Source organism: Rhodococcus sp. MTM3W5.2, from assembly GCF_001984015.1.
Classification (GTDB): Bacteria; Actinomycetota; Actinomycetes; order Mycobacteriales; family Mycobacteriaceae; genus Rhodococcus_G; species Rhodococcus_G oryzae.
In genome coordinates, this window is the sequence record NZ_CP019572.1 from 3,263,502 (window position 1) to 3,284,788 (window position 21,287).

13 protein-coding genes and 5 pseudogenes are annotated in these 21,287 nt (G+C 68.8%); 7 read left to right on the plus strand and 11 right to left on the minus strand.

Annotated features, from left to right (window positions below):
• Positions 1–3: 3 nt before the first annotated feature.
• The 3 genes and pseudogenes from BTZ20_RS14855 to BTZ20_RS14865 form a co-directional block, all read right to left on the minus strand.
• Entirely contained in the window at positions 4–1,989 is a 1,986-nt protein-coding gene (locus BTZ20_RS14855; protein ID WP_077041909.1) for a primary-amine oxidase, read from the minus strand.
• Positions 1,982–3,336: pseudogene (gabT, locus tag BTZ20_RS14860) on the minus strand (4-aminobutyrate--2-oxoglutarate transaminase). Before gabT ends, BTZ20_RS14855 begins: the two are co-directional and overlap by 8 nt.
• 39 nt (positions 3,337–3,375) lie before the next feature.
• Positions 3,376–4,805 (minus strand): annotated as a pseudogene (locus BTZ20_RS14865) (aminobutyraldehyde dehydrogenase).
• 122 nt (positions 4,806–4,927) lie between these two features.
• Here BTZ20_RS14865 and BTZ20_RS14870 point away from each other — a divergent pair.
• Together BTZ20_RS14870 and BTZ20_RS14875 are read left to right on the plus strand one after the other, a co-directional pair.
• Positions 4,928–5,662: a hypothetical protein gene (locus tag BTZ20_RS14870; protein ID WP_223263348.1), complete on the plus strand. Its 735-nt coding sequence runs from the start codon at positions 4,928–4,930 to the stop codon at positions 5,660–5,662.
• 331 nt (positions 5,663–5,993) lie between these two features.
• Entirely contained in the window at positions 5,994–6,404 is a 411-nt protein-coding gene (locus BTZ20_RS14875) for a hypothetical protein (protein WP_223263349.1), read from the plus strand.
• Between the two features lie 30 nt (positions 6,405–6,434).
• Here the strand turns inward: BTZ20_RS14875 and ilvA are convergent, their stop codons facing one another.
• The 3 genes and pseudogenes from ilvA to BTZ20_RS14890 all read right to left on the minus strand — a co-directional run bounded on the left by ilvA (position 6,435) and on the right by BTZ20_RS14890 (position 10,060).
• Entirely contained in the window at positions 6,435–7,787 is a 1,353-nt protein-coding gene (gene ilvA / locus BTZ20_RS14880) for a threonine ammonia-lyase IlvA (protein ID WP_077041911.1), read from the minus strand.
• Positions 7,788–7,837: 50 nt separating this feature from the next.
• Positions 7,838–9,612 (minus strand): annotated as a pseudogene (locus tag BTZ20_RS14885) (pyruvate dehydrogenase).
• Between the two features lie 13 nt (positions 9,613–9,625).
• Entirely contained in the window at positions 9,626–10,060 is a 435-nt protein-coding gene (locus BTZ20_RS14890) for a nitroreductase family deazaflavin-dependent oxidoreductase (RefSeq protein WP_077041912.1), read from the minus strand.
• Between the two features lie 111 nt (positions 10,061–10,171).
• Here BTZ20_RS14890 and BTZ20_RS14895 point away from each other — a divergent pair, with 111 nt between their 5' ends.
• Positions 10,172–10,429, plus strand: coding sequence for a hypothetical protein (locus tag BTZ20_RS14895; RefSeq protein WP_077041913.1), 258 nt, complete (start codon positions 10,172–10,174; stop codon positions 10,427–10,429).
• Here BTZ20_RS14895 and BTZ20_RS14900 read toward each other — a convergent pair.
• Together BTZ20_RS14900 and dnaE are read right to left on the minus strand one after the other, a co-directional pair.
• Entirely contained in the window at positions 10,410–11,237 is an 828-nt protein-coding gene (locus BTZ20_RS14900) for a TetR/AcrR family transcriptional regulator (RefSeq protein WP_077041914.1), read from the minus strand. The genes BTZ20_RS14895 and BTZ20_RS14900 overlap by 20 nt on opposite strands.
• Positions 11,238–11,340: 103 nt before the next feature.
• Complete coding sequence (dnaE, locus tag BTZ20_RS14905) at positions 11,341–14,883, minus strand: DNA polymerase III subunit alpha (protein WP_077041915.1); 3,543 nt, start codon at positions 14,881–14,883, stop codon at positions 11,341–11,343.
• A gap of 192 nt (positions 14,884–15,075) precedes the next feature.
• Between dnaE and BTZ20_RS14910 the strand changes: the two genes are divergently transcribed.
• A complete protein-coding gene (locus BTZ20_RS14910; RefSeq protein ID WP_223263350.1) occupies positions 15,076–16,131 on the plus strand; it encodes an alpha/beta hydrolase in 1,056 nt (351 codons plus the stop codon).
• Between the two features lie 71 nt (positions 16,132–16,202).
• Entirely contained in the window at positions 16,203–17,252 is a 1,050-nt protein-coding gene (locus BTZ20_RS14915; RefSeq protein ID WP_077043731.1) for an alpha/beta hydrolase, read from the plus strand.
• Positions 17,253–17,264: 12 nt separating this feature from the next.
• Here BTZ20_RS14915 and BTZ20_RS14920 read toward each other — a convergent pair.
• From BTZ20_RS14920 to lspA, 3 genes and pseudogenes are all read right to left on the minus strand, one after another.
• Positions 17,265–17,902 (minus strand): annotated as a pseudogene (locus tag BTZ20_RS14920) (hypothetical protein).
• Positions 17,903–17,915: 13 nt separating this feature from the next.
• Positions 17,916–18,842 (minus strand): RluA family pseudouridine synthase, encoded by a 927-nt coding sequence (locus tag BTZ20_RS14925; protein ID WP_077041916.1) that lies wholly within the window; start codon positions 18,840–18,842, stop codon positions 17,916–17,918.
• Positions 18,839–19,366, minus strand: coding sequence for a signal peptidase II (gene lspA / locus BTZ20_RS14930; RefSeq protein ID WP_223263799.1), 528 nt, complete (start codon positions 19,364–19,366; stop codon positions 18,839–18,841). The genes BTZ20_RS14925 and lspA overlap by 4 nt, the downstream gene beginning before the upstream one ends.
• Before the next feature lie 291 nt (positions 19,367–19,657).
• On the opposite strand from lspA, the pseudogene BTZ20_RS14935 reads away from it, so the two are divergent.
• Both BTZ20_RS14935 and BTZ20_RS14940 read left to right on the plus strand, forming a co-directional pair.
• Positions 19,658–20,487, plus strand: a pseudogene (locus BTZ20_RS14935) (hypothetical protein); the annotation flags it as partial.
• Complete coding sequence (locus BTZ20_RS14940; RefSeq protein WP_077043732.1) at positions 20,487–21,227, plus strand: sensor domain-containing protein; 741 nt, start codon at positions 20,487–20,489, stop codon at positions 21,225–21,227. The pseudogene BTZ20_RS14935 and the gene BTZ20_RS14940, both read left to right, overlap by 1 nt.
• Positions 21,228–21,287: the final 60 nt, after the last annotated feature.

The window sequence follows — 21,287 nt, forward strand, 5'->3', positions numbered from 1 at the left end:
CGATCACGCCTCCCCCTCGCGATGGCCGCAATGGTCATCGGTGTCGCCGTGGCAGGTCTTCGCCGGCGTCGGCGCCACGTCGAGCGCCGGGTTGCGGTCGAAGAAGCCGACCGGCTTGAGCCAGAAGCTCACCGTGTCCGCCGGCATCACCGGCCAGTCCTCGGGCCGGGTGATGTGGTGGATCCCGAAGACGTACCACAGCACGACATCGGTGTTCTCGATGGATCGGTTCGCCCTGGTCCACTCGGGCAGTCCGTGGTCGACGCCGCTCTGGTTGACGAATTCGCCAGAGGGCCAACGCTCGTCCGGCTCGTTCGGCGTCACCCAGAGGGTGTGCCCGATCACCTGACTACGCTGGAAGATCGGCGACGAAGGGTCGAACATCGAGGGGAACGCCCCGCCGGGGACCAGCTTGTACGACGGCGCGGTGCCGAGTCCGTTGGTCGTGTTGTCGTTGACCACCTTCCAGGCCCGCTGGGTCTGCCAGTCGAAGTCCTGCTTGCCCTCATCCTCGGTGCGCAGCGGGGTGTTGCGCTGCCGCAACGACAGCCCGTACGGATTGTCGGAGCCCATCGGGACCATCTCGGTCTCGGTGGCGTACACGGTGTTCTCGGTGCCGTCGATGTCGAGGTCCATCCGGGCGACAAGGAAATGCTGGTGGTACGGCGCATAGGTGCGCTCGTCCACGAGCGTGCCGTGCGGGTGTGCGGCCCCCTGTTCGAAGTGGCTGACCACCATGATTCCCGTTGCGCGGACCTCACATTCGATGTTCCCGTCCTGGTAGAAGCGCCAATAGGTGAGGTACTCGTAGTTCGCCACGGTGACGTGGAAGGAGACCGTCAGCCTGCGCATCCGGCGCACCTGCGCCCCGTCGTGGTCGACGTGCTTCCAGAGGACCGCGTTGTCCTCCTCGTGGATACAGATCGCGTTCTTGATCGTGTACGGCTCCCCCTTGCTGTTGTGCAGCACGGCATCGAGGTACCGGATCTCGCCGAGGCAGTCGCAGCCCAGCTCGAGCGAGGTGGTCATGAACCCGATGCCCCACTCTCCGATGTCGAACGCGGTGCGGCGGTAGTGGTCCTCGCAATGGTCGCGATACGGCACGACCATCTCCGCAAACGAGAGCCGGTTGGCGATGGGCCTCTCGCGACCGTTGTCGTCGTAGGTGATCGCGTGCAGCGTCATTCCCTCGCGGTAGTTGAAACCCACCCGCAGCGACCAGTTCTGCCAGGTCAGCTTGTTGCCCTCGAGGGTGAAGGAGGGCCCGTCCGGCTGGGTGATCTCCAGCGGCCGCAACGGCTCGCGGTTGCCGGCGTTCCTGATCCGCTCCGGAATGTGCCGCGGCACGTACTCCCCCATGATCTCCGGCCGGTCCACGGAGAACGTGTCCTCGATCTCCAGCAACTCCATGCTGTTGACGTCGATCACACAGTGGAAGCCGTTGACCGGCCCCGCATAGGGATTCGCGCCCTCGGCGGCCTTGACCCAGGTGTCCGACCAGCCGAGCCTGCGCCCCCTGTACTTGTCGGGGATGACGGCCTCGCCGTAGGTCCAGGTGTCCATGAACACCAGGCTCATGTCCGTGATCCCCCGCTTCGCCAACGCGGCGACGACATCCGGATGGTTGCGCAGGACCTCGTCGCACTCCTCCCACTCATCGACGGTGAAGTTCGCCTGCACCCCGGGAACATGTCGCCACGTGAGCACCGCATCCGCAGTCAGCGAGACCAGGGCCTTGTATGTCTTGTTCGCGGCCCGCTCGAAACACACCACGTGCGCGCGGCGGTCCGGGGCCGTCCCTTGTACATCGAACGCGGCGACATCGGCCTTCGACGGCTCGGCGAGCTCGATCGAGGCATACCGCCAGCCCGGCCCGACCCCGTGCTCGCGGGCCAGCAACCCGGCCACCGCACGGAACTCCTCGGCCGTCAGCGGGTCGAGGGGATGGAAGGTGGCCGCTGCCGGCGGCGACGTCGATGGTTCAGCCACGGTTTCTCCCTGCAAGAGATCGGATGATGGTTTCGAGCACGTCGAGGGCCTCGCCGAGCAGTTCCTCGCCGATCACCAGCGGCGGGACCAGCCGGATCACGTTGCCGTAGGTGCCGCAGGTGAGCACGATGACGCCCTGCTCGAGCGCCTGTGCCGCAATGGCCTTGGTGATGTCCGGGTCCGGCTCGATGCCGCCCGGCCGGACGAACTCCATCGCCTGCATGGCCCCTCGGCCCCGCACCTCGCCGATCACGTCGACCTCGGCCGCCAGCGCCCGCAGCCGGCGCTGCGCCAGCTCCCCGATCTGCCGGGCCCGTCCTGGCAGATCCAGCTCGCGCATCGACTCGATCGCGGCGAGCGCCGCTGCACAGGCGATCGGGTTGCCGCCGTAGGTGCCGCCGAGCCCGCCGGGATGCACCGCGTCGAGCAGCTCGGCCCTGCCGGTGATCGCGGCGAGAGGCAGGCCGCCCGCGATGCCCTTGGCCATCGTGATGATGTCCGGCACGATGGCCTCGTCCTCGCTGGCGAACCAGGCGCCGGTGCGGGCGAAACCGGTCTGCACCTCGTCGGCGATGAAGACGACCCCGTTCGACCGTGCCCACTCGACGAGCGCGGGCAGGAATCCCGGTGCGGGCACTATGAATCCGCCCTCGCCCTGAATCGGTTCGATGATCATCGCGGCAACCGTGTCGGCACCGATCTGCTTCTCGATCTGGCTGATGACCCGACGTGCCGACTCGCCACCGTCGAGTCCGGCCTCGTCGCGGAACGGGTACGACATCGGCATCCGGTAGATCTCCGGGGCGAACGGACCGAAGTTCGCCTTGTAGGGCATCGCCTTCGCAGTCAGCGCCATCGTCAGGTTCGTGCGTCCGTGATAGGCGTGATCGAAGCAGACGACGGCGTTCCTACCAGTGGCCAGCCTCGCCACCTTGACCGCGTTCTCCACCGCCTCCGCGCCGGAATTGAACAGCACCGAACGCTTGTCGTGGGTTCCGGGGGTCAGCGTGGCCAACGCCTCCGCGACCTCGATGTACCCCTCGTACGGGGTGACCATGAAACAGGTGTGCGCGAAATGCGCTGCCTGCTCGGAGACCGCCTGTGCGACCGCAGGGTTGGAGGCGCCAACGCTGTTGACCGCGATGCCTGCCCCATATCGATGAGCGAGTTGCCGTCGACATCGACCAGCACGCCGCCGTCGGCGTCCGCCGCGTAGACGGGAACGCTCGACCCGACCCCCGCCGCCACCGAGGCCTTGCGGCGCGCGGTGAGGGCCTGCGATCTCGGCCCTGGCAGCGGGGTCAGGAGGGTCCGTTCCTGCGGCAGTCGGTACCGGAGTGTGTCCATGGTGTCGGTCCTCGAGTGTGCGGGGCGGGGGAATCGCGCTCAGTCGTGGGCACTCATGACGTGCTTGATCCGGGTGTAGTCCTCGACCCCGTAGGCCGAGAGGTCCTTGCCGTATCCGGAGTACTTGAAGCCGCCGTGGGGCATCTCCGCCACCAGCTGGATGTGGCAGTTGATCCATACGGCCCCGAAATCGAGTGCGGCGGACATCCGCTGGACGGTCCCGTGGTCTCTCGTCCACACGCTCGAGGCGAGGCCGTACCGGACGTCGTTGGCGAGTTCGACAGCATGTTTCTCGTCGGTGAAGGACTGGACCGTCAGCACCGGGCCGAAGGTCTCCTCCTGCACGATGTCATCGTCCTGTCGCACGCCGGTGACGACGGTCGGTTCGATGAAGAAGCCCTGCTCCCCCAACCGCTTTCCACCGGTGACGACCCTCGCGTGCGCGGGCAGCGCGGCGATCTTGCGGGTCACCGCCGTGAAGTGGTTGACGTTGTTGAGCGGACCGTAGAAGGTGTCCGGGTCGGTGGGCAGCCCGGTCTTGAGGCCCGTCGCCTTGGCCACCAGCGCCTCGACGAACTCGTCGTGGATCGACTCGTGCACCAGCACCCTCGTCACGGCCGTGCAATCCTGGCCCGCATTGAAGAACGCCGCCTCCGCGATCCCACCCGCTGCCTTGTCGACGTCGACGTCCGCGAACACCACCGCGGGAGCCTTGCCGCCGAGTTCGAGGTGGGCGCGTTTGAGCTGCTTCGCCGCCGACACCGCCACCGCGATTCCCGCGCGGACCGACCCGGTGATCGAGACCAGACCGAGGTCCGGATGCTCGACGAGGGTCGCGCCGGTGCCGCCGTTGCCGAGCACGACGTTCAGCACGCCGTCGGGCAGGATCCCTTGTGTGAGCCGGGCCAGAACCAGCGTGCTCTCGGGGTGGTGTCGCTCGGCTTGAGCACCACCGTGTTCCCGGCGGCGACCGCGGGCCCGATCTTCCAGATCGCCATCAGGAAAGGGTAGTTCCACGGCGTCACCTGGCCGACGACGCCGATCGGCTCGCGCCGGATGTATGAGGTGAACCCGTCCATGTACTCGCCCGCGGACTTGCCCTCGAGCATGCGGGCCGCGCCCGCGAAGAACCGGAGCTGATCCGCGCCGACCTTCACCTCGTCGCGCGCGATGACCACCCTTGGCTGGCCGGTGTTGCGGCACTGGGCGTCGACGAGCTCGTCGCTGTGCGCCTCGATCGCATCGGCGAGCGCAAGAAGCGCGGCCTGCCGCACGCCAGGAGTGGTCCGTCCCCACGACGTGAAGGCCTCCCTTGCCGCGGCGACGGCGGCATCGATATCGGCCTTGGTGGAGATCGGCGCCCTCGCCACCACCGTCTCGTCCACCGGATTGACCACCTCGATCGAATCCGTTGCCGTGGAGGCCACGAAGCGACCGTTGACGAAATTCTCGAGCAGTTCGACTGCCATTGATTCCCACACCTCCGAAGTGGCTGCGAGTTCACGAGCTGGGACAAGTGTGCGCCACATCACCGTGTCCGCGCAGGCGTACCGGGCCGAGCAGGAGGGGACAAGAGGGCTATCGTCGCGAGATGACGTGCAGCGCGGTGACATCATGGCGCGGTAGGCCTCTGACGCCCACTACGTCCGCCGACTCATCCGGGTCCGTCACCGCGACCCCGATCCTCGACTGGCACGGCAGCGACGCGGAGCGGCTCTACGACCGCGTCCTCCTCGCGCCGGAGGCTCCGGCGACGCCGACTTCCTTTCTCCGAACCGCGCACACCTGCATCCGGCGCGAGGTGCGCGGCGTCTATGCACTCGATGACCAGCAGCCTGTGTCGACGACGATTCGCCGTGGTCGCGGATCATGCAGTCAGCGTTTGGCGGTCGTCGAGGGGTTGGCCCGCCGGCATTCGATCCACACCAGGGTTCGCGGCCTTGTCCTGCACGGCGAGTTCTGGTACCCCCGTTTCCGATACCTCCACGGCCTCGTTCCCGATCGGGTCCTGCTCGCCTGGCCGGAATTCCTGGTCGACGGCCGGTGGCTCGATGCCTCCGATGTCTTCGACAGCGGCGACTGCGCGATCGATGCGGAGCCGTTCGCCAACTGCGGAGAGGAGACACTGTTCGACGCGCTCGCACGGGCCCCCATCAACTGGGGCGGGCGGTCGTCGCGGTCGTGCCTGGACCTGTCCGGTTTCGTGGCAGCGAACCTCGGCACGTTCGACTCGCGGGACGACCTGTTCGGGACCTACGGTCAGACGATCGTGCGGCCGATCCGAGCGATCATCGAACCGTTCTTCAGCCGGTGGAATGCCCGGTGATGCCGACGTCCCCGGTCGGCGGAGACGGGTTGCCCTCTGCCGGTTCACCTTCCGTCAGCACGCGGAATTCCGGGCCGGCGGCGCACCCTCGCCGGCAGTTATGACAGGAGCCCGTTCGGGCATAAGATGCCGCCTCCTGCGTCCCATCACAGTAGCCGGGATCGCACTGCTCAGAGGCGGTTTCGGCACACAACGTCGCCGGCCGTGATCGCGATCGTGGACATCTGGAGGATGGCTATTCGGGCAGCTCGGCGGTTATCATTCGAAGCGATGTTCCGGACGGTCTTAGACCAGATCGGGGCCGTCTCCTTGGAATGAGAGGAGCCCCCAAGTGAAACTTCACAAAGGCACGACGCTCTCCGTATTGGTCATCGCGACGATGGGGATCGGCGCCGGTACTTCCTACGCCGCACCGCCACCCCCGGATGACACCACCATCACCTACCAGGCACCTGAGAGCCCGGATCCGCTGACCGGTGTGCTCGAACCCCACGAGGTGTACAGCCAGGAAGCCTACGACAACCTGGTCACGCAGTTCGAGATCGGCTGGATGGGTGGCGGAAACGTCAACGCGAACATCGGTGCCGGCATCGGAGCCGTGGTCGGCTGCGTCCTGTTCCTGTTCGTGGGATGCATCCCCGGGGCCGTGATCGGCGGCGCGGCAGGCGCCATCAGCGGTTCGAGCAACGCGAATCCCGCTTTGGCACCCGCCTTCTTCGACTTCGTACGGACCCTCCCCTGACCCGATCGGTCAGCCCGACTCACGTCCTGCCTACGTGAGGTAGCGGTAGGCAGGCGAGCCGGGCTCGAGCTGCTCGACGTGCATGCCGGAGCCGTGCATTCGCCCCAGCAGCGAGTCCAGGCCCGATGCCGAGCCGAGCTCGATACCCACCAGCGCCTCACCGGTCTCGCGGTTGTTCCGCTTGACGTATTCGAAGAGGGTGATGTCGTCCTCAGGACCGAGCACCTCGTCGAGGAACCGACGCAGCGAACCCGGCTCCTGCGGGAAGTCCACAAGAAAATAATGCTTGAGCCCGAGGTGGACCAGCGAACGCTCGAGGATCTCGCCATAGCGCGACACGTCGTTGTTGCCGCCTGAGATCAGGCAGACCACCGTGCTCCCCGGCTCGACCTTCACCAGCTCCAGTGCCGCCACCGACAGCGCACCCGACGGCTCGGCGATGATGCCCTCGTTCTGGTAGAGACCGAGCAGCGCCGTACAGACCGCACCCTCGTCGGTGTGGATCATCGCGAAGGTACCTTCGCCCGGGATGCCGGAGCGCGGCTGGGCCATCAGCGGCAGCGAACCGTGCGAGACGATGCCTGCGCCCAGCGCGGCCATCACCTCGAACGGCAGGTCGCCGATCCGACGGACGGCCGTTCCGTCCACGAAGGGATCGATCTCGGGCAGCGTCACCGGCCCGCCCGCGACGAGCGCGGCCGTCATCGATGCGGCGCCGCTCGGCTCGACGCCGACGATCGCCGTGTGCGGCGAACGCTCGTGCAGGTACGTTGCGATTCCCGCGATCAGTCCACCGCCGCCGACGGGGACGATCACCGTGCCCGGCTGCTCGCCGAGCTGTTCGACGATCTCGGCCGCGATGGTGCCCTGGCCGGCCGCTGTCCGCGGGTCGTCGAAGGGCGGCACCATCGTCGCGCCGGTTCGCGCGACGTCGTCCTTGGCCGCTGCCGCGGCCGCGTCATAGGTCTTGCCGGTGGCGATCAACTCGACGAATGAGCCACCGTGCGCCTTGATCCGGTCCCGCTTCTGCCGCGGTGTGTTCGCGGGCACGTAGATCCGGCCGCGGATCTGCATCGTCCGGCACGCGTAGGCCACGCCCTGAGCGTGGTTGCCCGCGCTGGCACACACCACGCCCGACTCCCGCTCCTGCGCCGTGAGCTGGACCATCAGGTTGTAGGCGCCGCGCAGCTTGAACGACCGGACGACCTGCAGGTCCTCGCGCTTGAGGTACACCTTGGCGCCGGTGGCCGCCGACAGCCGCTCGCTGAACTGGAGCGGGGTCACCGCGACGACGTCGGAAATTCGCCTCTGGGCAGCATCGATCTCATCCGCATCGAGCGGCAGAGTGGCCATCAGGTCGGCGAGTTCCGGGGATTTCGACACCTCAATATGCTGCCACCTGCGCCCGCGGGTCGGCGACCCGACCCGGCATCTCAGCCCCTGGGGTCGAACTGGGAGGGCCTGGGGATGTTCCGCAGATTGGATTTCGCCATCTGCACGGCCTCACCGACCCCGCCGTTCATCACCATCTTCGACATCGCGAGGGCGAAGCCCTTGACCTGCCCGCCGGTGATCGTCGGCGGCAGCGACAGCGCATTCGGATCGGTCACGAGGTCGACCAACGCGGGCCCCGGATGCGCCAGCGCCTCCCGCAGGCCGGTCTCGATGTCCCCGGGTCCTCGATCCGCCGGGAGAAGATCCCCAGCGCGTTCGCGACGGCGGCGTAGTCGACCGAAGGCACGTCCACGCCGAAATCGGGCAGCCCGTCGACCAGCATCTCGAGCTTGACCATCCCGAGGGTCGAATTGTTGAACACCACGATCTTGACGGGGATCCGGAACGACGCGACGGTGACGAGCTCGCCGAGCAGCATCGACAGCCCGCCGTCTCCTGACACCGAGATCACCTGCCGGTCCGGCGCGGTGAGCTGCGCTCCGATCGCGTGCGGGAGCGCGTTGGCCATCGAGCCGTGCAGCGCCGACGACAGGAATCGCCGCGACCCGTTCGGGTTCAGGTAGCGCGCCGTCCACACGTTGCACATCCCGGTGTCTGCGGTGAACACCGCATCCTCAGCCGCGAGGTCGTCGAGAATCGACGCCGCGTACTCCGGATGGATCGGCGTGCGCTGCTTGACCGAGCCGGTGTACGCCCCGACCACCTTCTCCATCAGGGTGCGGTGCCGATCGAGCGACCGTTCGAGGAACTCCCGGTCGGTCTTGCGGTGCACCAGGGGGTTCAGCGCCCGCAGCGTGCTGACCGTGTCGCCGTGCACCGCCAGATCGAGGCTCGTGCGCCTGCCCAGCTTTTCCCTGGCAACGTCGATCTGCGCGGTGCGGACGTCGTCGGGCAGGAACTGGTCGTACGGAAAGTCGGTGCCCACCAGGAGCAGCAGGTCCGCCCCGTGCATGCCGTCGTGCGCGGCGCCGTAGCCGAGCAGGCCGGTCATGCCGACGTCGAACGGGTTGTCGTACTGGATCCACTCCTTGCCGCGCAGCGTGTGGCCCATCGGCGCGGCGACGATGTCGGCGAGCGCCAGCAGCTCGTCCCTGGCGTCGCGGACTCCCGCGCCTGCGAAGATCGCGACCCGCTCGGCGGCGTTGATCGCGTCGGCGAGGGCCCGGACGTCGGCGTCGGCAGGCACGACCGCGGGCGGCCGCGTCTTGACCAGCGTCGGCGGGGTGCCCGCGGCCGGATAGTCGGCGATGTCGCCTGGCACCGTGATCACCGCGACTCCCGACCGGCCGAGCGCGTGCTGCATCGCGGTGTGCACGATCCGCGGCGACTGCGCGGGGGTGCTGATCATCTCCGCGTACTGCGAGCAGTCGACGAACAGCCGGTCCGGGTGGGTCTCCTGGAAGTAGCCGGTGCCGATCTGGGTGCTCGGGATGTGCGAGGCGATGGCGAGCACCGGTGCCCCCGACCTGTTGGCGTCGTACAGCCCGTTGATCAGGTGCAGGTTGCCGGGCCCGCAGGATCCCGCGCAGACAGCCAGCTCGCCGGTGATCTGGGCTTCGGCCGACGCCGCGAAGGCCGCCGTCTCCTCGTGCCGGACGTGGATCCAGTCGATTCCGCCCGCGCCCGCGCCGCCGGTGCGGCGGACCGCGTCGACGATCGGATTGAGGCTGTCACCCACGATGCCGTAGATCCGGCGGACGCCCGCGGCGACGAGTTGGGACACGATCTGGTCTGCAACGGTCTCCGCGGCCACGGCGGCCCTCCTGCTACTGAGGGGTGAGCACGAATACGGGAATCTGGCGGTCGGTCTTCTTCTGGTACTCCGCGTAGTCGGGCCAGACCGCGACGGCACGCTCCCACCACACGGCCTTCTCGTCGCCTGTCACCTCGCGGGCGATCATGTCCCGCTTGACGGGGCCGTCCTGCAGTTCGACGTGCGGGTCAGCGACGACGTTGTGGTACCAGACCGGATGCTTCGGTGCGCCGCCGAGCGAGGCGACGATCGCGTACTCCCCCTCGTGCTCGACGCGCATCAGCGGAGCCTTGCGGAGCTTGCCGGATCTGGCGCCCTTGGTGGTGAGCAGGACCACCGGTTTGCCCTGCATGGTCGTGCCCTTGGTTCCGCCTGAGCTCTCGTACAGCGCGGCCTGATCGGCTGACCACTTCGTCGGACTGGGCTCGTACTCTCCTGTCAGCGGCATGCCCCCAGTGAACACCTCCGGCCACCGCGGTGCAGCCGGACGGGCCGAAGTCAGCCTGGCGAACTCAAGTGTTCGTTGGACCGAACTTCGATCTCCTAGTAGCCTGAACTCATGACCACCGCCGACTTCGCCACCACGCCGCACCGGAGCGCGCGCGGCCGTGGCGCCTCGGTGAATCTGGCGGGTACCGAATGGCCGCTCTACAAGCTCGAGGCGCTGGCCGCGGGCCTGCTGATGTTCGTCGCCCTGCTCGTCATCACCCAGGCGATGCAACCCGCCGTGCTGGCGGCCGCCGCGGCAACCGTGGTCGTGTGGTGGGCGCGCCGCCTGTACTGGGCAGGCGACAGGGTCACGCGGTCCGGCCGCTGACCACCGCCACCTGGGCCGAGCGGTTGCGCTCGATGCCGTCCAGCAGCACGTCGAGCCCGACCGCGAAGTTCTCGGTCGCCTCGTCCTCGAGATCCGGCGCCCGACCGTCCTCCAGGAACGCGTCCCGCTCCTCCGCGGCGGCCTCGACCCCGAGCCGCACCAGCATCGGAAAGCGCTCGGCGAAGTCCGGGGCCACCTGCTGCAGAAGTGCGGACCGAGTCGACCACCACTGATCGTCCGACATCCCGGTCGCGGCGGCCGCCCGCCGCGAATCGGCGACGGCTGCCGCGGCGCCGCGCACGAAGTGGAACAGCGCGCCGACGACGCGGCGCAGGACCCGAGCGGACAGTCCGGCCTCGAACAGGATCCGCACCAGCGCCTCGAGGACGGCCTGCTCGTCTGGCCCGAGTACCGGACGCGCATAGGAAACCGTGAGCGTCCACGGATGCCGGATGTAGAACGCCCACAGATCCCTGGCCCAGGATGTGACGGCCGGACGCCAACCCTCGGCGAGGTCGTAGTGGGTCGGCAGCTCGCCGTGCGCCCGGTCGTACATCAGGTCCACCAACTCCGCCTTGCTCGGCACGTAGGTGTACAGCGCCATCGCCGTGCGCCCCAGCCGGGCGCCGACCGCACGCATGGACAGACCGGCCATCCCGGCCTCGTCCGCCACCTCGATGGCGGCCGCGACGATCTCGTCCACGGTCAGCGCCTGCCGCGGACCCGGCGCGGATCTCGGGGCCTCGGGCGCCCGCCACAGCAGCGCCATCGATCGGGCGGCATCGCCGTGACCTGCAACTACACTCACCCAACTCAACTCCTTACGAGGTAAGCAATCGCGATCATTATTGCCATACGCCGTAAAGGGATGCGGAGCGGCCTGCCGCAGCGCGGCGCTCCCCCGGTCCGGCTCAGCCGGCCAGGCAGCCAGGACCGAGCAACGCCTTCAGGTCGCCCATCAACGCTGAGGACGGCTCCACTCGCAGGCTGTCGTCCAGCTTGAGCGTGGTGATGCGGTCGCCGCTGATCAGTCGCAGGTGTACGTCCGAGGTGCCCGGGTGCCGGGTCAGCACCTGCTTGAGCGCGCCGACCTTGTCCTCGGTGCACAGCCGCGTCGGCAGACTCACCGCCACCGGCTTCGCCACCCCGACCGCGGACAGGTCCGGCACCGCGAGGTCGTTGCCGATCAGCGACATCCGATCGTCCCGGATCGAGACCCTCGCCTTCACCAGCACGATGGCGTCCTCCGAGATGTCCATGCCGTAGACCGAGTAGGCCTGCGGGAAGAACAACACCTCGATACCGCCGACCAGGTCCTCGAGCTGGATGATGGCCCAGGTCAGACCGTTCTTGTTGATCCGCCGGTCCACCGAGGCGATGATGCCGCCGAGGGTCACCTGGGCGCCGTCCTTGACCTCACCCTCGAGGATCGAGGCGATCGAGGTGTCCGACTGCTGCCTGAGGATGTGCTCGACGCCGTTGAGCGGGTGGCCGGAGACATAGAGACCCAGCATCTCCCGCTCCAGCGCGAGGCGATGCTTGGTTTCCCACTCTTCTTCGGGGATCCGGATCGCGAACACCGAGGAGAGCGAGTCGTCCCCGCCGCCGCCCGCCTCTCCGAAGAGATCGAACTGTCCGACCGCCTCGGCCTTCTTCGTGCCGAGCACCGACTCGATGGCATCGGTGTGGACCAGGAACAGGCCCTTGCGCGGATGCTCGAGGGAATCGAAGGCGCCTGCCTTGATCAGCGACTCGGTGACCTTCTTGTTGCAGGCGACCACGTCGATCTTGTTGAGGTAGTCCGAGAAGTCGGTGAACTTCGACTTCTCGTTGCGCGCCTTGATGATCGAGGCCACCACGTTCGCGCCGACATTGCGCACCGCGCCCATGCCGAAGCGGATGTCGCTGCCGACCGAGGCGAAGTTGACCTCCGACTCGTTGACGTCCGGCGGCAGCACCGTGATGCCCATCTTCCGGCAGTCCGCCAGGTAGATCGCCGACTTGTCCTTGTCGTCGCCGACCGAGGTGAGCAGTCCCGCCATGTACTCGGCCGGGTAGTTGGCCTTGAGGTACGCCGTCCAGTAGGAGACGAGGCCGTAGCCGGCGGAGTGCGACTTGTTGAACGCGTACCCGGCGAAGGGCAGCACGGTGTCCCACAGCGCCTTGATGGCCTTGGCGCCGAAGCCGTTGGCCAGCATGCCCGCCTCGAAGCCCTCGAACTCGGCCTCGAGCACCGACTGCTTCTTCTTGCCCATGGCGCGGCGCAGGATGTCTGCTCGACCCAGTGAGTAGCCGGCCACCTTCTGGGCCAGCTGCATGATCTGCTCCTGATAGATGATCAGGCCGTACGTCTCCGAGAGGATGTCCTTGAGCGGCTCCTCCAGCTCGGGGTGAATCGGGCTGACCTCCTCCAGCGCGTTCTTGCGCTTGGCGTAGGAGGTGTGCGCGTTCATGCCCATCGGCCCGGGACGGTAGAGGGCGAGCGCGGCGACGATGTCGCCGAAGCCGGTCGGCTGCATCAGCTTCAGCAGCTCGCGCATGCCGCCACCGTCGAGCTGGAACACGCCGAGGGTGTCGCCCCGGGAGAGCAGCTCGTAGGTCGCCGGATCGTCCATCGGGATGGTGTCGAGGTCGAGGTCGATGCCCCGGTTCGCCTTGATGTTCTCGAGCGCGTCACCGATGACCGTCAGGTTCCGCAGACCCAGGAAGTCCATCTTGAGCAGGCCGATGTCCTCACACGACGGGTAGTCCCAGCCGGTGATGATGGCGCCGTCCTGCGCGCGTTTCCACACGGGGATCGCGTCGGTGAGCGGCTCGGACGACATGATCACCGCGCAGGCGTGCACGCCCGCGTTGCGGATCAGGCCCTCGAGACCCTTGGCGGTCTGGTAGATCTTCGCGACGTCCGGGTTGGAGTCGATCAGCGCCCGGACCTCGACGGCCTCCTTGTAGCGCTCGTGCTCGGGGTCGGTGATGCCCGAGACCGAGATGTCCTTGGCCATGATCGGCGGCGGCAGCGCCTTGGTGATCTGATCGGCGATGGCGAAACCGGGCTGGCCGAACTGGACGCGGGCCGAATCCTTGATCGCGGCCTTCGTCTTGATGGTGCCGAATGTGATGACCTGGGCCACCCGGTCGCTGCCCCACTTGTCGGTGGCGTAGCGGACCATCTCACCGCGGCGGCGATCGTCGAAGTCGATATCGATATCGGGCATCGAGACGCGCTCGGGGTTGAGGAATCGCTCGAACAGCAGCCCGTACGGGATCGGGTCGATGTTGGTGATGCCCATCGCGTAGGCGACGAGCGAGCCTGCCGCGGATCCTCGGCCGGGTCCGACCCGGATACCGACCTCCTTGGCGTGGTTGATCAGGTCGCCGACGACCAGGAAGTAGGCCGGGAAGCCCATCTCGTTGATGACGTCGATCTCGTAGTCGGCGCGGTCGAGGTACTCCTGCGGCGGGCCGTCGGGGAAGCGTCGGTCGAGGCCGGCCAGGACCTCCGCGCGCAGCCAGGTCGCCTGCGTGTGCCCGTCCGGTACCGGGAAGATCGGCATCCGGTCGCGGTGCTTCCAGACCTCGTCGTAAGGCTGGATCCGCTCGGCGATCAGCAGCGTCGAATCGCAGGCTCCGGGGACCTCGTCGTCCCAGATCGCCCGCATCTCCTCGGCCGACTTGAGGTAGTAGCCGTCGCCGTCGAACTTGAACCGGGCCGGGTCGCTGAGCGTCTTGCCGGTCTGGATACAGAGCAGCGCCTCGTGGTTCTCGGCGGCGTCCTTGGTGACGTAGTGGCAGTCGTTGGTCGCGAGCGGCGGGATGCCCAGCTTGCGGCCGATGTCGAGCAGGCCCTCGCGGACCCGGCGCTCGATGGACAGTCCGTGGTCCATCAACTCGAGGAAGAAGTTGTCCTTGCCCCAGATCTCCTGCCACTTCGCGGCCGCCTCGAGAGCCTCGCGGTCGTGGCCGAGTCGGAGCCGGGTCTGCACCTCACCGGAGGGGCAACCGGTGGTCGCGATGATCCCCTCGTGGTGCTCGGCGATGATCTCCTCGTCCATCCGGGCCCACTTGCCGAGCTGGCCCTCGATCGAGGCGCGAGAGGAGAGCTTGAACAGGTTCCGGACGCCGGTCGCGTTCTCGGCGACCATCGTCATGTGGGTGTAGGCGCCGCTACCGGAGACGTCGTCGGACTTCTGGCTGCGGTCGCCCCAGAGGACGCGCTTGGTGTTGAACCGGGACTCCGGCGCGATGTACGCCTCGATCCCGATGATCGGCGTGATGTCGTGCTTCTTCGCCTCGTTGTAGAACTCGCTGGCACCGAACATGTTGCCGTGGTCGGTCATTCCGACCGCGGTCATGCCCAGCCGCTGGGCTTCCTTGAAGAGCGGACCGACCTTGGCCGCACCATCGAGCATCGAGTACTCGGTGTGGTTGTGCAGATGAACGAACGAGTCAGCCACGCGCGCCTCTCTAGCTCTCGAAGGACTTGGAGCGCCCCGATGTTTTCAGCGACATGAGTGTAGGCGCTGGGGCCGACAGCTTCGGTCACCCGCGCCGGGGCGGAGCCCGGCCCGCGGTGTGTTGACCGCGACCCTTCCCTGCGATCGGCGATACTGGCGCCCGGTGCACCCGACCACCACCGAGGAGAGTCTGTGACCATCGACACCCAGAGCGAATCGCCCTCCCCGAGCGCCCGGCCGCGCGCGCGATGGAGGCGGCGGATCCTCTGGGTCGTCGGTACCCTGCTCGCGCTCGTCCTGGCCGCGGTCCTCGCCTTCACGCTCAGCCCGTGGCCCGGCACCATGGTCGTCCGTTTCGTCTTCGACCGAGACGCGGCGAGCACCACCAGCGCCCTCGAGAAGCATGCCCCGCAGGGCATCGCCTCGATCACCGATCAGCAGTACCGGGACGACGACTCCGACGCACTCCTCGACGTGTACTTCCCCGAGACGACGACCGAGCCGCTGCCCACGGTGATCTGGACCCACGGCGGCGCCTGGATCTCCGGCAACAAGTCGAACTACGCCCCGTACTACCAGCTGCTTGCGGAGCGCGGGTTCACCGTCGTCTCCCTCGACTATTCGCTCGGGCCCGAACGCACCTACCCGACAGCGGTGCACCAGCTCAACGACGCGCACGCCTACGTCATCGCGAACGCCGAGCGCCTGCACGTCGATCCGAGCCGAATCGTGCTCGCGGGCGACTCGGCAGGCGCGCAGCTCTCCAGCCAGCTGGCCGCCCTCGTCACCAACCCCGAGTACGCGCGTGAGCTCGACATCACCCCGGCGCTGCGACCTGAGCAGCTGCGCGGTGTCGTGCTGAACTGCGGGATCTACGACGTGGAGAAGATGACGGGCGGGTCCGGCATCGTCGGCTGGGGCGCGGACCAATCGCTCTGGGCGTACACCGGCAGCCGCGATTTCGAGGACTCCACGGCGATCGGACAGATGTCGTCGATGCGCCACGTCACCGACAGGTTCCCGCCCACCTACATCAGCGGCGGCAACGGCGATCCGCTGACCGACAAGCAGTCCAAGCCACTGGCGGCCGAGCTCGGGGGGCTCGGTGTCGACGTCACCACGGTGTTCTATCCCGAGGACCACGAGCCCGCGCTGCCGCACGAGTACCAGTTCGACCTGGACAACGAGGACGGCACGCGGGCGCTGGAGCAGACCGTCGAGTTCCTGAAGGCGCACACCGCGCCGTAGCCCCCGGCCGAACTGCGAGACTGTCCGTGCGGCCACCGTCGGGGTGACGCCGCACACCGGAAGGAACCATGATGACCGACGTCGGCGACACCTCGACTGCGCTGCGCACCCGCGGCCGATGGAAGCGGCTCGCGCTGTTCGGACTCGCCGTCCCTGCGGTGACGGCGGCGGCAGGCGTGCTCGTCGCGCGGGTCACCCCGCGACCCTTCACGAGGGCGGTGCGCTGGGGCTTCGAGTGGGACGCGGCGCGCGTCACCGCGGCGCTCGGCGCACACGAGCCCGCCGGGGTCGCGCGCGTCACGGACCAGCAGTACCGGGACGGGGACCCCGACGCCCACCTCGACGTCTACTTCCCCGAGGCGGCGCAGGGCCCGCTGCCGACGGTGATCTGGACCCACGGCGGCGGCTGGATCTCCTGCCACAAGACCGACTTCGCGCCCTACTACCGGCTGCTCGCGGCCGCGGGCTTCACCGTGGTCTCGCTCGACTACTCTCTCGGCCCCGACCAGACCTACCCCACCGCAGTGCAGCAGCTGAACGACGCGCACGCCTACCTGGTCGCGAACGCCGAACGGCTGCACGTGGATCCGCAGCGGATCGTGCTGGCAGGCGACTCCGCTGGGGCCCAGCTCTCGAGCCAGCTCGCGGCGCTGATCACCAACCCCGACTACGCCCGCGAGGTCGGCGTCACCCCCGCGCTGCGCCCCGACCAGCTGCGCGGCGTCGTGCTCAACTGCGGCGTCTACGACGTGAGGAAGGTCGTCGGCCTGCCCGGAATCCTCGGTTGGGCCATGGACCAGTTGGTCTGGTCCTCCCTCGGCACCAAGGACTTCGACGATTCCGCCGCGGTGGCGCAGATGTCCACGATCCTCCACGTGACCGGGCAGTTCCCGCCCACCTACATCAGCGGGGGCAACGCCGACCCGCTCACCGACAGCCAATCGGTGCCGCTGGCCGAGCTGCTACGCGGGCTCGACGTGGACGTGACGACCGTCTTCTACCCGGCCGGCCACAAGCCGGCGCTCGGGCACGAATACCAGTTCAAGCTCGACAACGAGGACGGCCGGTTGGCGCTGGAGCGGACCATCGAGTTCCTGCGCAAGCACACCGAGCAGGACTGACCGGGCAGGTCTTCACCGGGCAGGCACGTCGCCGTCGTCCGGGCCGGGGGCCACGGCGGAAGTCTGTTCGGGCAGCAGCGGGGTGACCGCGAACCGCCCGTACGCGGCGTCCGCGGGCAGCGCCTCCACGGCCCGGACACCGGGCCGCGCCGCCAGGGCGCGGAGCTGCGCGAGGTCGCCGCGCACGGTCATCCCGACCACGCAGGCGCACCCGTCGGCGAGGCGCCCTGCCGACACCGCATCGATGCGGGCCTGCCGGTCCCACTCCCCGCCGAGCCCTGCGATCGGCCCGCCGCGACCAGCGGGGAGCGGCGCACCGCCGCCTCGTCCGCGGGAACGTCCACGACGATCAGCGGCGTCTGCACCCGATCGATCGGCACCCGGAACAGGACCTGGGAGATCCGGGCGCCGTCGGCGAGGCGGTACGCCTGATCCACGGTCGCCTCGGGGCCGAGCGAGACCAACGCCCAGTGCTGATCGGCGTCGGAGCCGCCGAGGGAGCCTGCCGCCCGATCGAGATACTCGGTGACCGCCTCGCCGCCGTCCGGACCGAGCCGGTCCGTCGCGATCGACGTCGGCCGCGGCGGGTTGGCGAGGCCGAGCACCACGACCAGCGCCGCCAGGGCGAGAGCGCAGCAGACCGCCGCGATCGCCCCGGCCCTGTCACGCACTCCTGAGGACCTCGAGGGCGTATTGCAGATCCTTCGGGTAGTCGCTGGTGATCTCCATCCAGCGGCCGTCCGCGGGGTGCGCGAACCCGAGCGCGCGGGCGTGCAGCCACTGCCGTTCGAGGCCGAGCCGCTCCGCCAGGCGGGGGTCGGCGCCGTAGGTCAGGTCGCCGCAGCAGGGATGCCGGAGCGCCGCGAAGTGCACCCGGATCTGGTGCGTACGCCCGGTCTCCAGGTGGATGTCGAGCAGGCTGGCGGCCTGGAACGCCTCCACCGTGTCGTAGTGCGTGACGCTGGGCTTGCCGTCCGCGGTGACCGCGAACTTCCAGTCGTTGCTGCGGTGCCGTCCGATCGGCGCATCGATCGTGCCGCTGCTCGGGTCGGGGTGACCCTGCACCAGCGCGTGGTACCGCTTGTCGATGGTGCGCTGCTTGAACGCGCGCTTGAGCAGCGTGTACGCGCGCTCACTCGTCGCGACCACCATCACGCCGGAAGTACCGACGTCGAGCCGGTGCACGATGCCCTGCCGCTCGTGCGCGCCGGAGGTGGAGATGCGGAAGCCAGCGGCGGCGAGCCCGCCGATGACCGTCGGTCCGGTCCAGCCGACGCTCGCGTGCGCGGCGACGCCGACCGGCTTGTCCACGACCACGACGTCGTCGTCGGAGTACAGGATCTCCATGCCCTCGACCGGCTGCGCCTCCACCGTCAGCGGCCGCGCGGGCTCGGGCAGCTCGACCTCGAGCCAGGCACCCGCAGGCAGCCGGTCCGACTTGCCGACCGCGGTGCCGTCGAGCAGGACCGCACCCTCGTCGGTGAGCGCGGCGACCGCGGTCCGCGACAGGCCGAGCAGCCGGGCAAGGCCCGCATCGACGCGCATGCCCTCGAGCCCGTCCGGTACGGGCATCGACCGTGTCTCCCTCATGCGCCCGCCGCCTTGCCTGCATCGAGGTCGGAGTCGGCGGTGGCGTCGGAATCGGCGCCCGCCCGGGTGCCGTCGGGTTCGAACCCGAACAGGGTGAGCGCGACCAGCAGGATCGCGCCGCAGACGATGGCCGAGTCGGCGACGTTGAACACCGGCCACCAGCCGACCGAGACGAAGTCGACGACGTGGCCCTGCAGCGGGCCGGGGGCCCGGAAGATCCGGTCGATCAGGTTGCCGAGCGCGCCGCCGAGCACCAGGCCGAGGCCGAGTGCCCACCACGGCGACCGCAGGGTCCGACCGATCTTGATGACGCCGATCACCACGCCGATCGCGACCAGGGTCAGCACCCAGGTCATCCCGGTGGCCATCGAGAAGGCGGCGCCTGGGTTGCGGACCAGGGTCAGCGTCACCACGTCACCGATCAGCTCGATCGGCTCGCCGGGCTTGATGTGCCGCACCGCGAGGATCTTGGTGACCAGGTCCAGTCCCAGGATCAGCGCCGCGATCGCGACCAGCATCGGCATCCTCAGCGGCGCCTGCACGGCGGCCACCGCGGTTCCACCTCCCGTTGCCTCGCTAGCCCCGGCGTCGGGGTTCTCCGCATTTTCCGCTTCACTCACCCCGCCATCATCCCTTACGGTGGCACGCCGGGCCCCACCACACCCAACCGTGGCTAACCTGGTCTGGTGCCTGTGTTCTCTCCTCGGTCCGCCCTCCCGGCAACGGCGACGGCCCGGACCGCTCTGGTCGCCGCAACCCTCGCCCTCACCTCCCTCGTCTCCGCGTGCGGATCCGGCGGTGATGCCGCCCCACCGATGTCGCCGCCGCGTCCACCACCGAGGTCACCGTCCCGGTCTCGGCGGTGACGGCCACGGTCCTCGATCCGGGCGCGGAGCCGCGTCAGCGGGTCACCGTGCACCCGCCGATCGGTTCCGAGCAGCACGCCACGCTGACGACCAGCTCGCAGGTGTATCAGCAGATCGACGATCAGCCCCAACAGGACTTCTCGACCCCGGAGCTGCGCACCCCGCTCACCGCGACCGTGCGCGGCGGGCAGTCCGATCCGGCGATCCAGGTGGACCTGGCGCTCGGCTCGATCGGCACCCCGGACCCGAGGCTGTCCGACGCCCTGAAGGAGTCGGAGGGGTCGGGCGCGGGCTTCACCGTGCAGCCGACCGGGGCCATCACCTCGCTCCGGATCGCCCCCGACCCCGACTCGAGGGACATCGCCCGCTCCGCCGTCGAGCAGGCCTTCTACCAGTCCGTCTATCGCACGGTGTCGTTCCCGGACGCGGAGATCGGGATCGGGGCGGTCTGGACCCTCCGGCAGCAGGTCATGAGTGGGATCGCGCTCGACCAGGTGACGACGGCGACCCTGCGGGAACGGGACGGGGACCGGCTCACGGTCGACGTCACGGTGACGCAGACTCCCGAGTCGCCCGTGTGGGATCTGCCGGACAAATCGAGCCGACTCAACATCGACACGTACGTCATGACGGGGACCGGCACCATGGTCGTCGACCTGAATCAGCCGCTGCCCGTCGACGGGGACGTCACCGTCGGCGGTCACCAGAGCTACCGCGACCCGAACGGCACCACGACGCTTCGGCAGACGATCACCAACCGCGTGCAGTGGGCGGGTTGATGCGCGGCACGCGTGTCCTGGCCTGCGCGGCGGCCGCACTGCCCCTGCTCGCGGGGTGCGGCGGATCCGGCGGCGAGGAGGCATCCTCATCCTTGCCTCCGCTGCCCGCCCAGGTGACCGCCTCGGCGACGGCAGGCGCAGGCCCGATCACCGACCCTGCCCGGCTGAAGGCCGCCCTGCTCACCACCGCCGACCTTCCGACCGGTTTTGCACCCCTTGCGGATCCGGTGCAGGACCTGGGTCTGCCGCCTGCTCCGGAGTACGACGCCGCCGACCGGTCGAGCACCGATCCGCAGGCGTGTGCGGCCGTGCTGCGCGAGGTGGCGGACCAGGCGCCGGGGTCGACGGCGCGCGCGGTTGCGAGGTTCGGCGGGCCGGACTTCACCAGCATCGACATCGATGCCGCGAGCTATCCGGACGGTGGCGCTGCGGGCGCGCTTGCCCGCGTCCAGGAGACCCTCTCCGGGTGTACCGAGTACCGGGGCACGGACGCCGACGGTTTCGAGGTGCAGTACCGCCTCGGCGGCCTCGAGCAGGCCGCAGTGGGCGACGCCTCGATCGCGGTCCGGCTGCTGACGTCCAGCGACGGGGTCACGATGACCTCGGACGTGATCGTCGCCCAGGTCGGCTCCACCCTCGTGCAGCTGGTGGCCTCCGGCCAGCAGCCGATCGGCCAGGACCTCCTCGCGCGGCTGGCACGCACCGCAGCGGACCGGGTCGGCGCCGCCGCTCCCATGTGAAACGCCGAATGCCGGCACCCCTTGCGGGGCACCGGCATTCGGTCGGGTTCTAGCTGAGCG

Excerpts from the sequence above, each read along its gene's own strand:
- BTZ20_RS14870 (WP_223263348.1), top strand. The coding sequence starts at position 4,928 with ATGACGTGCAGCGCGGTGACATCATGGCGCGGTAGGCCTCTGACGCCC.
- BTZ20_RS14890 (WP_077041912.1), bottom strand. The coding sequence starts at position 10,060 with ATGCCGCTGACAGGAGAGTACGAGCCCAGTCCGACGAAGTGGTCAGCC.
- BTZ20_RS14895 (WP_077041913.1), top strand. The coding sequence starts at position 10,172 with ATGACCACCGCCGACTTCGCCACCACGCCGCACCGGAGCGCGCGCGGC.
- BTZ20_RS14915 (WP_077043731.1), top strand. The coding sequence starts at position 16,203 with ATGACCGACGTCGGCGACACCTCGACTGCGCTGCGCACCCGCGGCCGA.
- BTZ20_RS14925 (WP_077041916.1), bottom strand. The coding sequence starts at position 18,842 with ATGAGGGAGACACGGTCGATGCCCGTACCGGACGGGCTCGAGGGCATG.
- lspA (WP_223263799.1), bottom strand. The coding sequence starts at position 19,366 with ATGCCGATGCTGGTCGCGATCGCGGCGCTGATCCTGGGACTGGACCTG.
- BTZ20_RS14940 (WP_077043732.1), top strand. The coding sequence starts at position 20,487 with ATGCGCGGCACGCGTGTCCTGGCCTGCGCGGCGGCCGCACTGCCCCTG.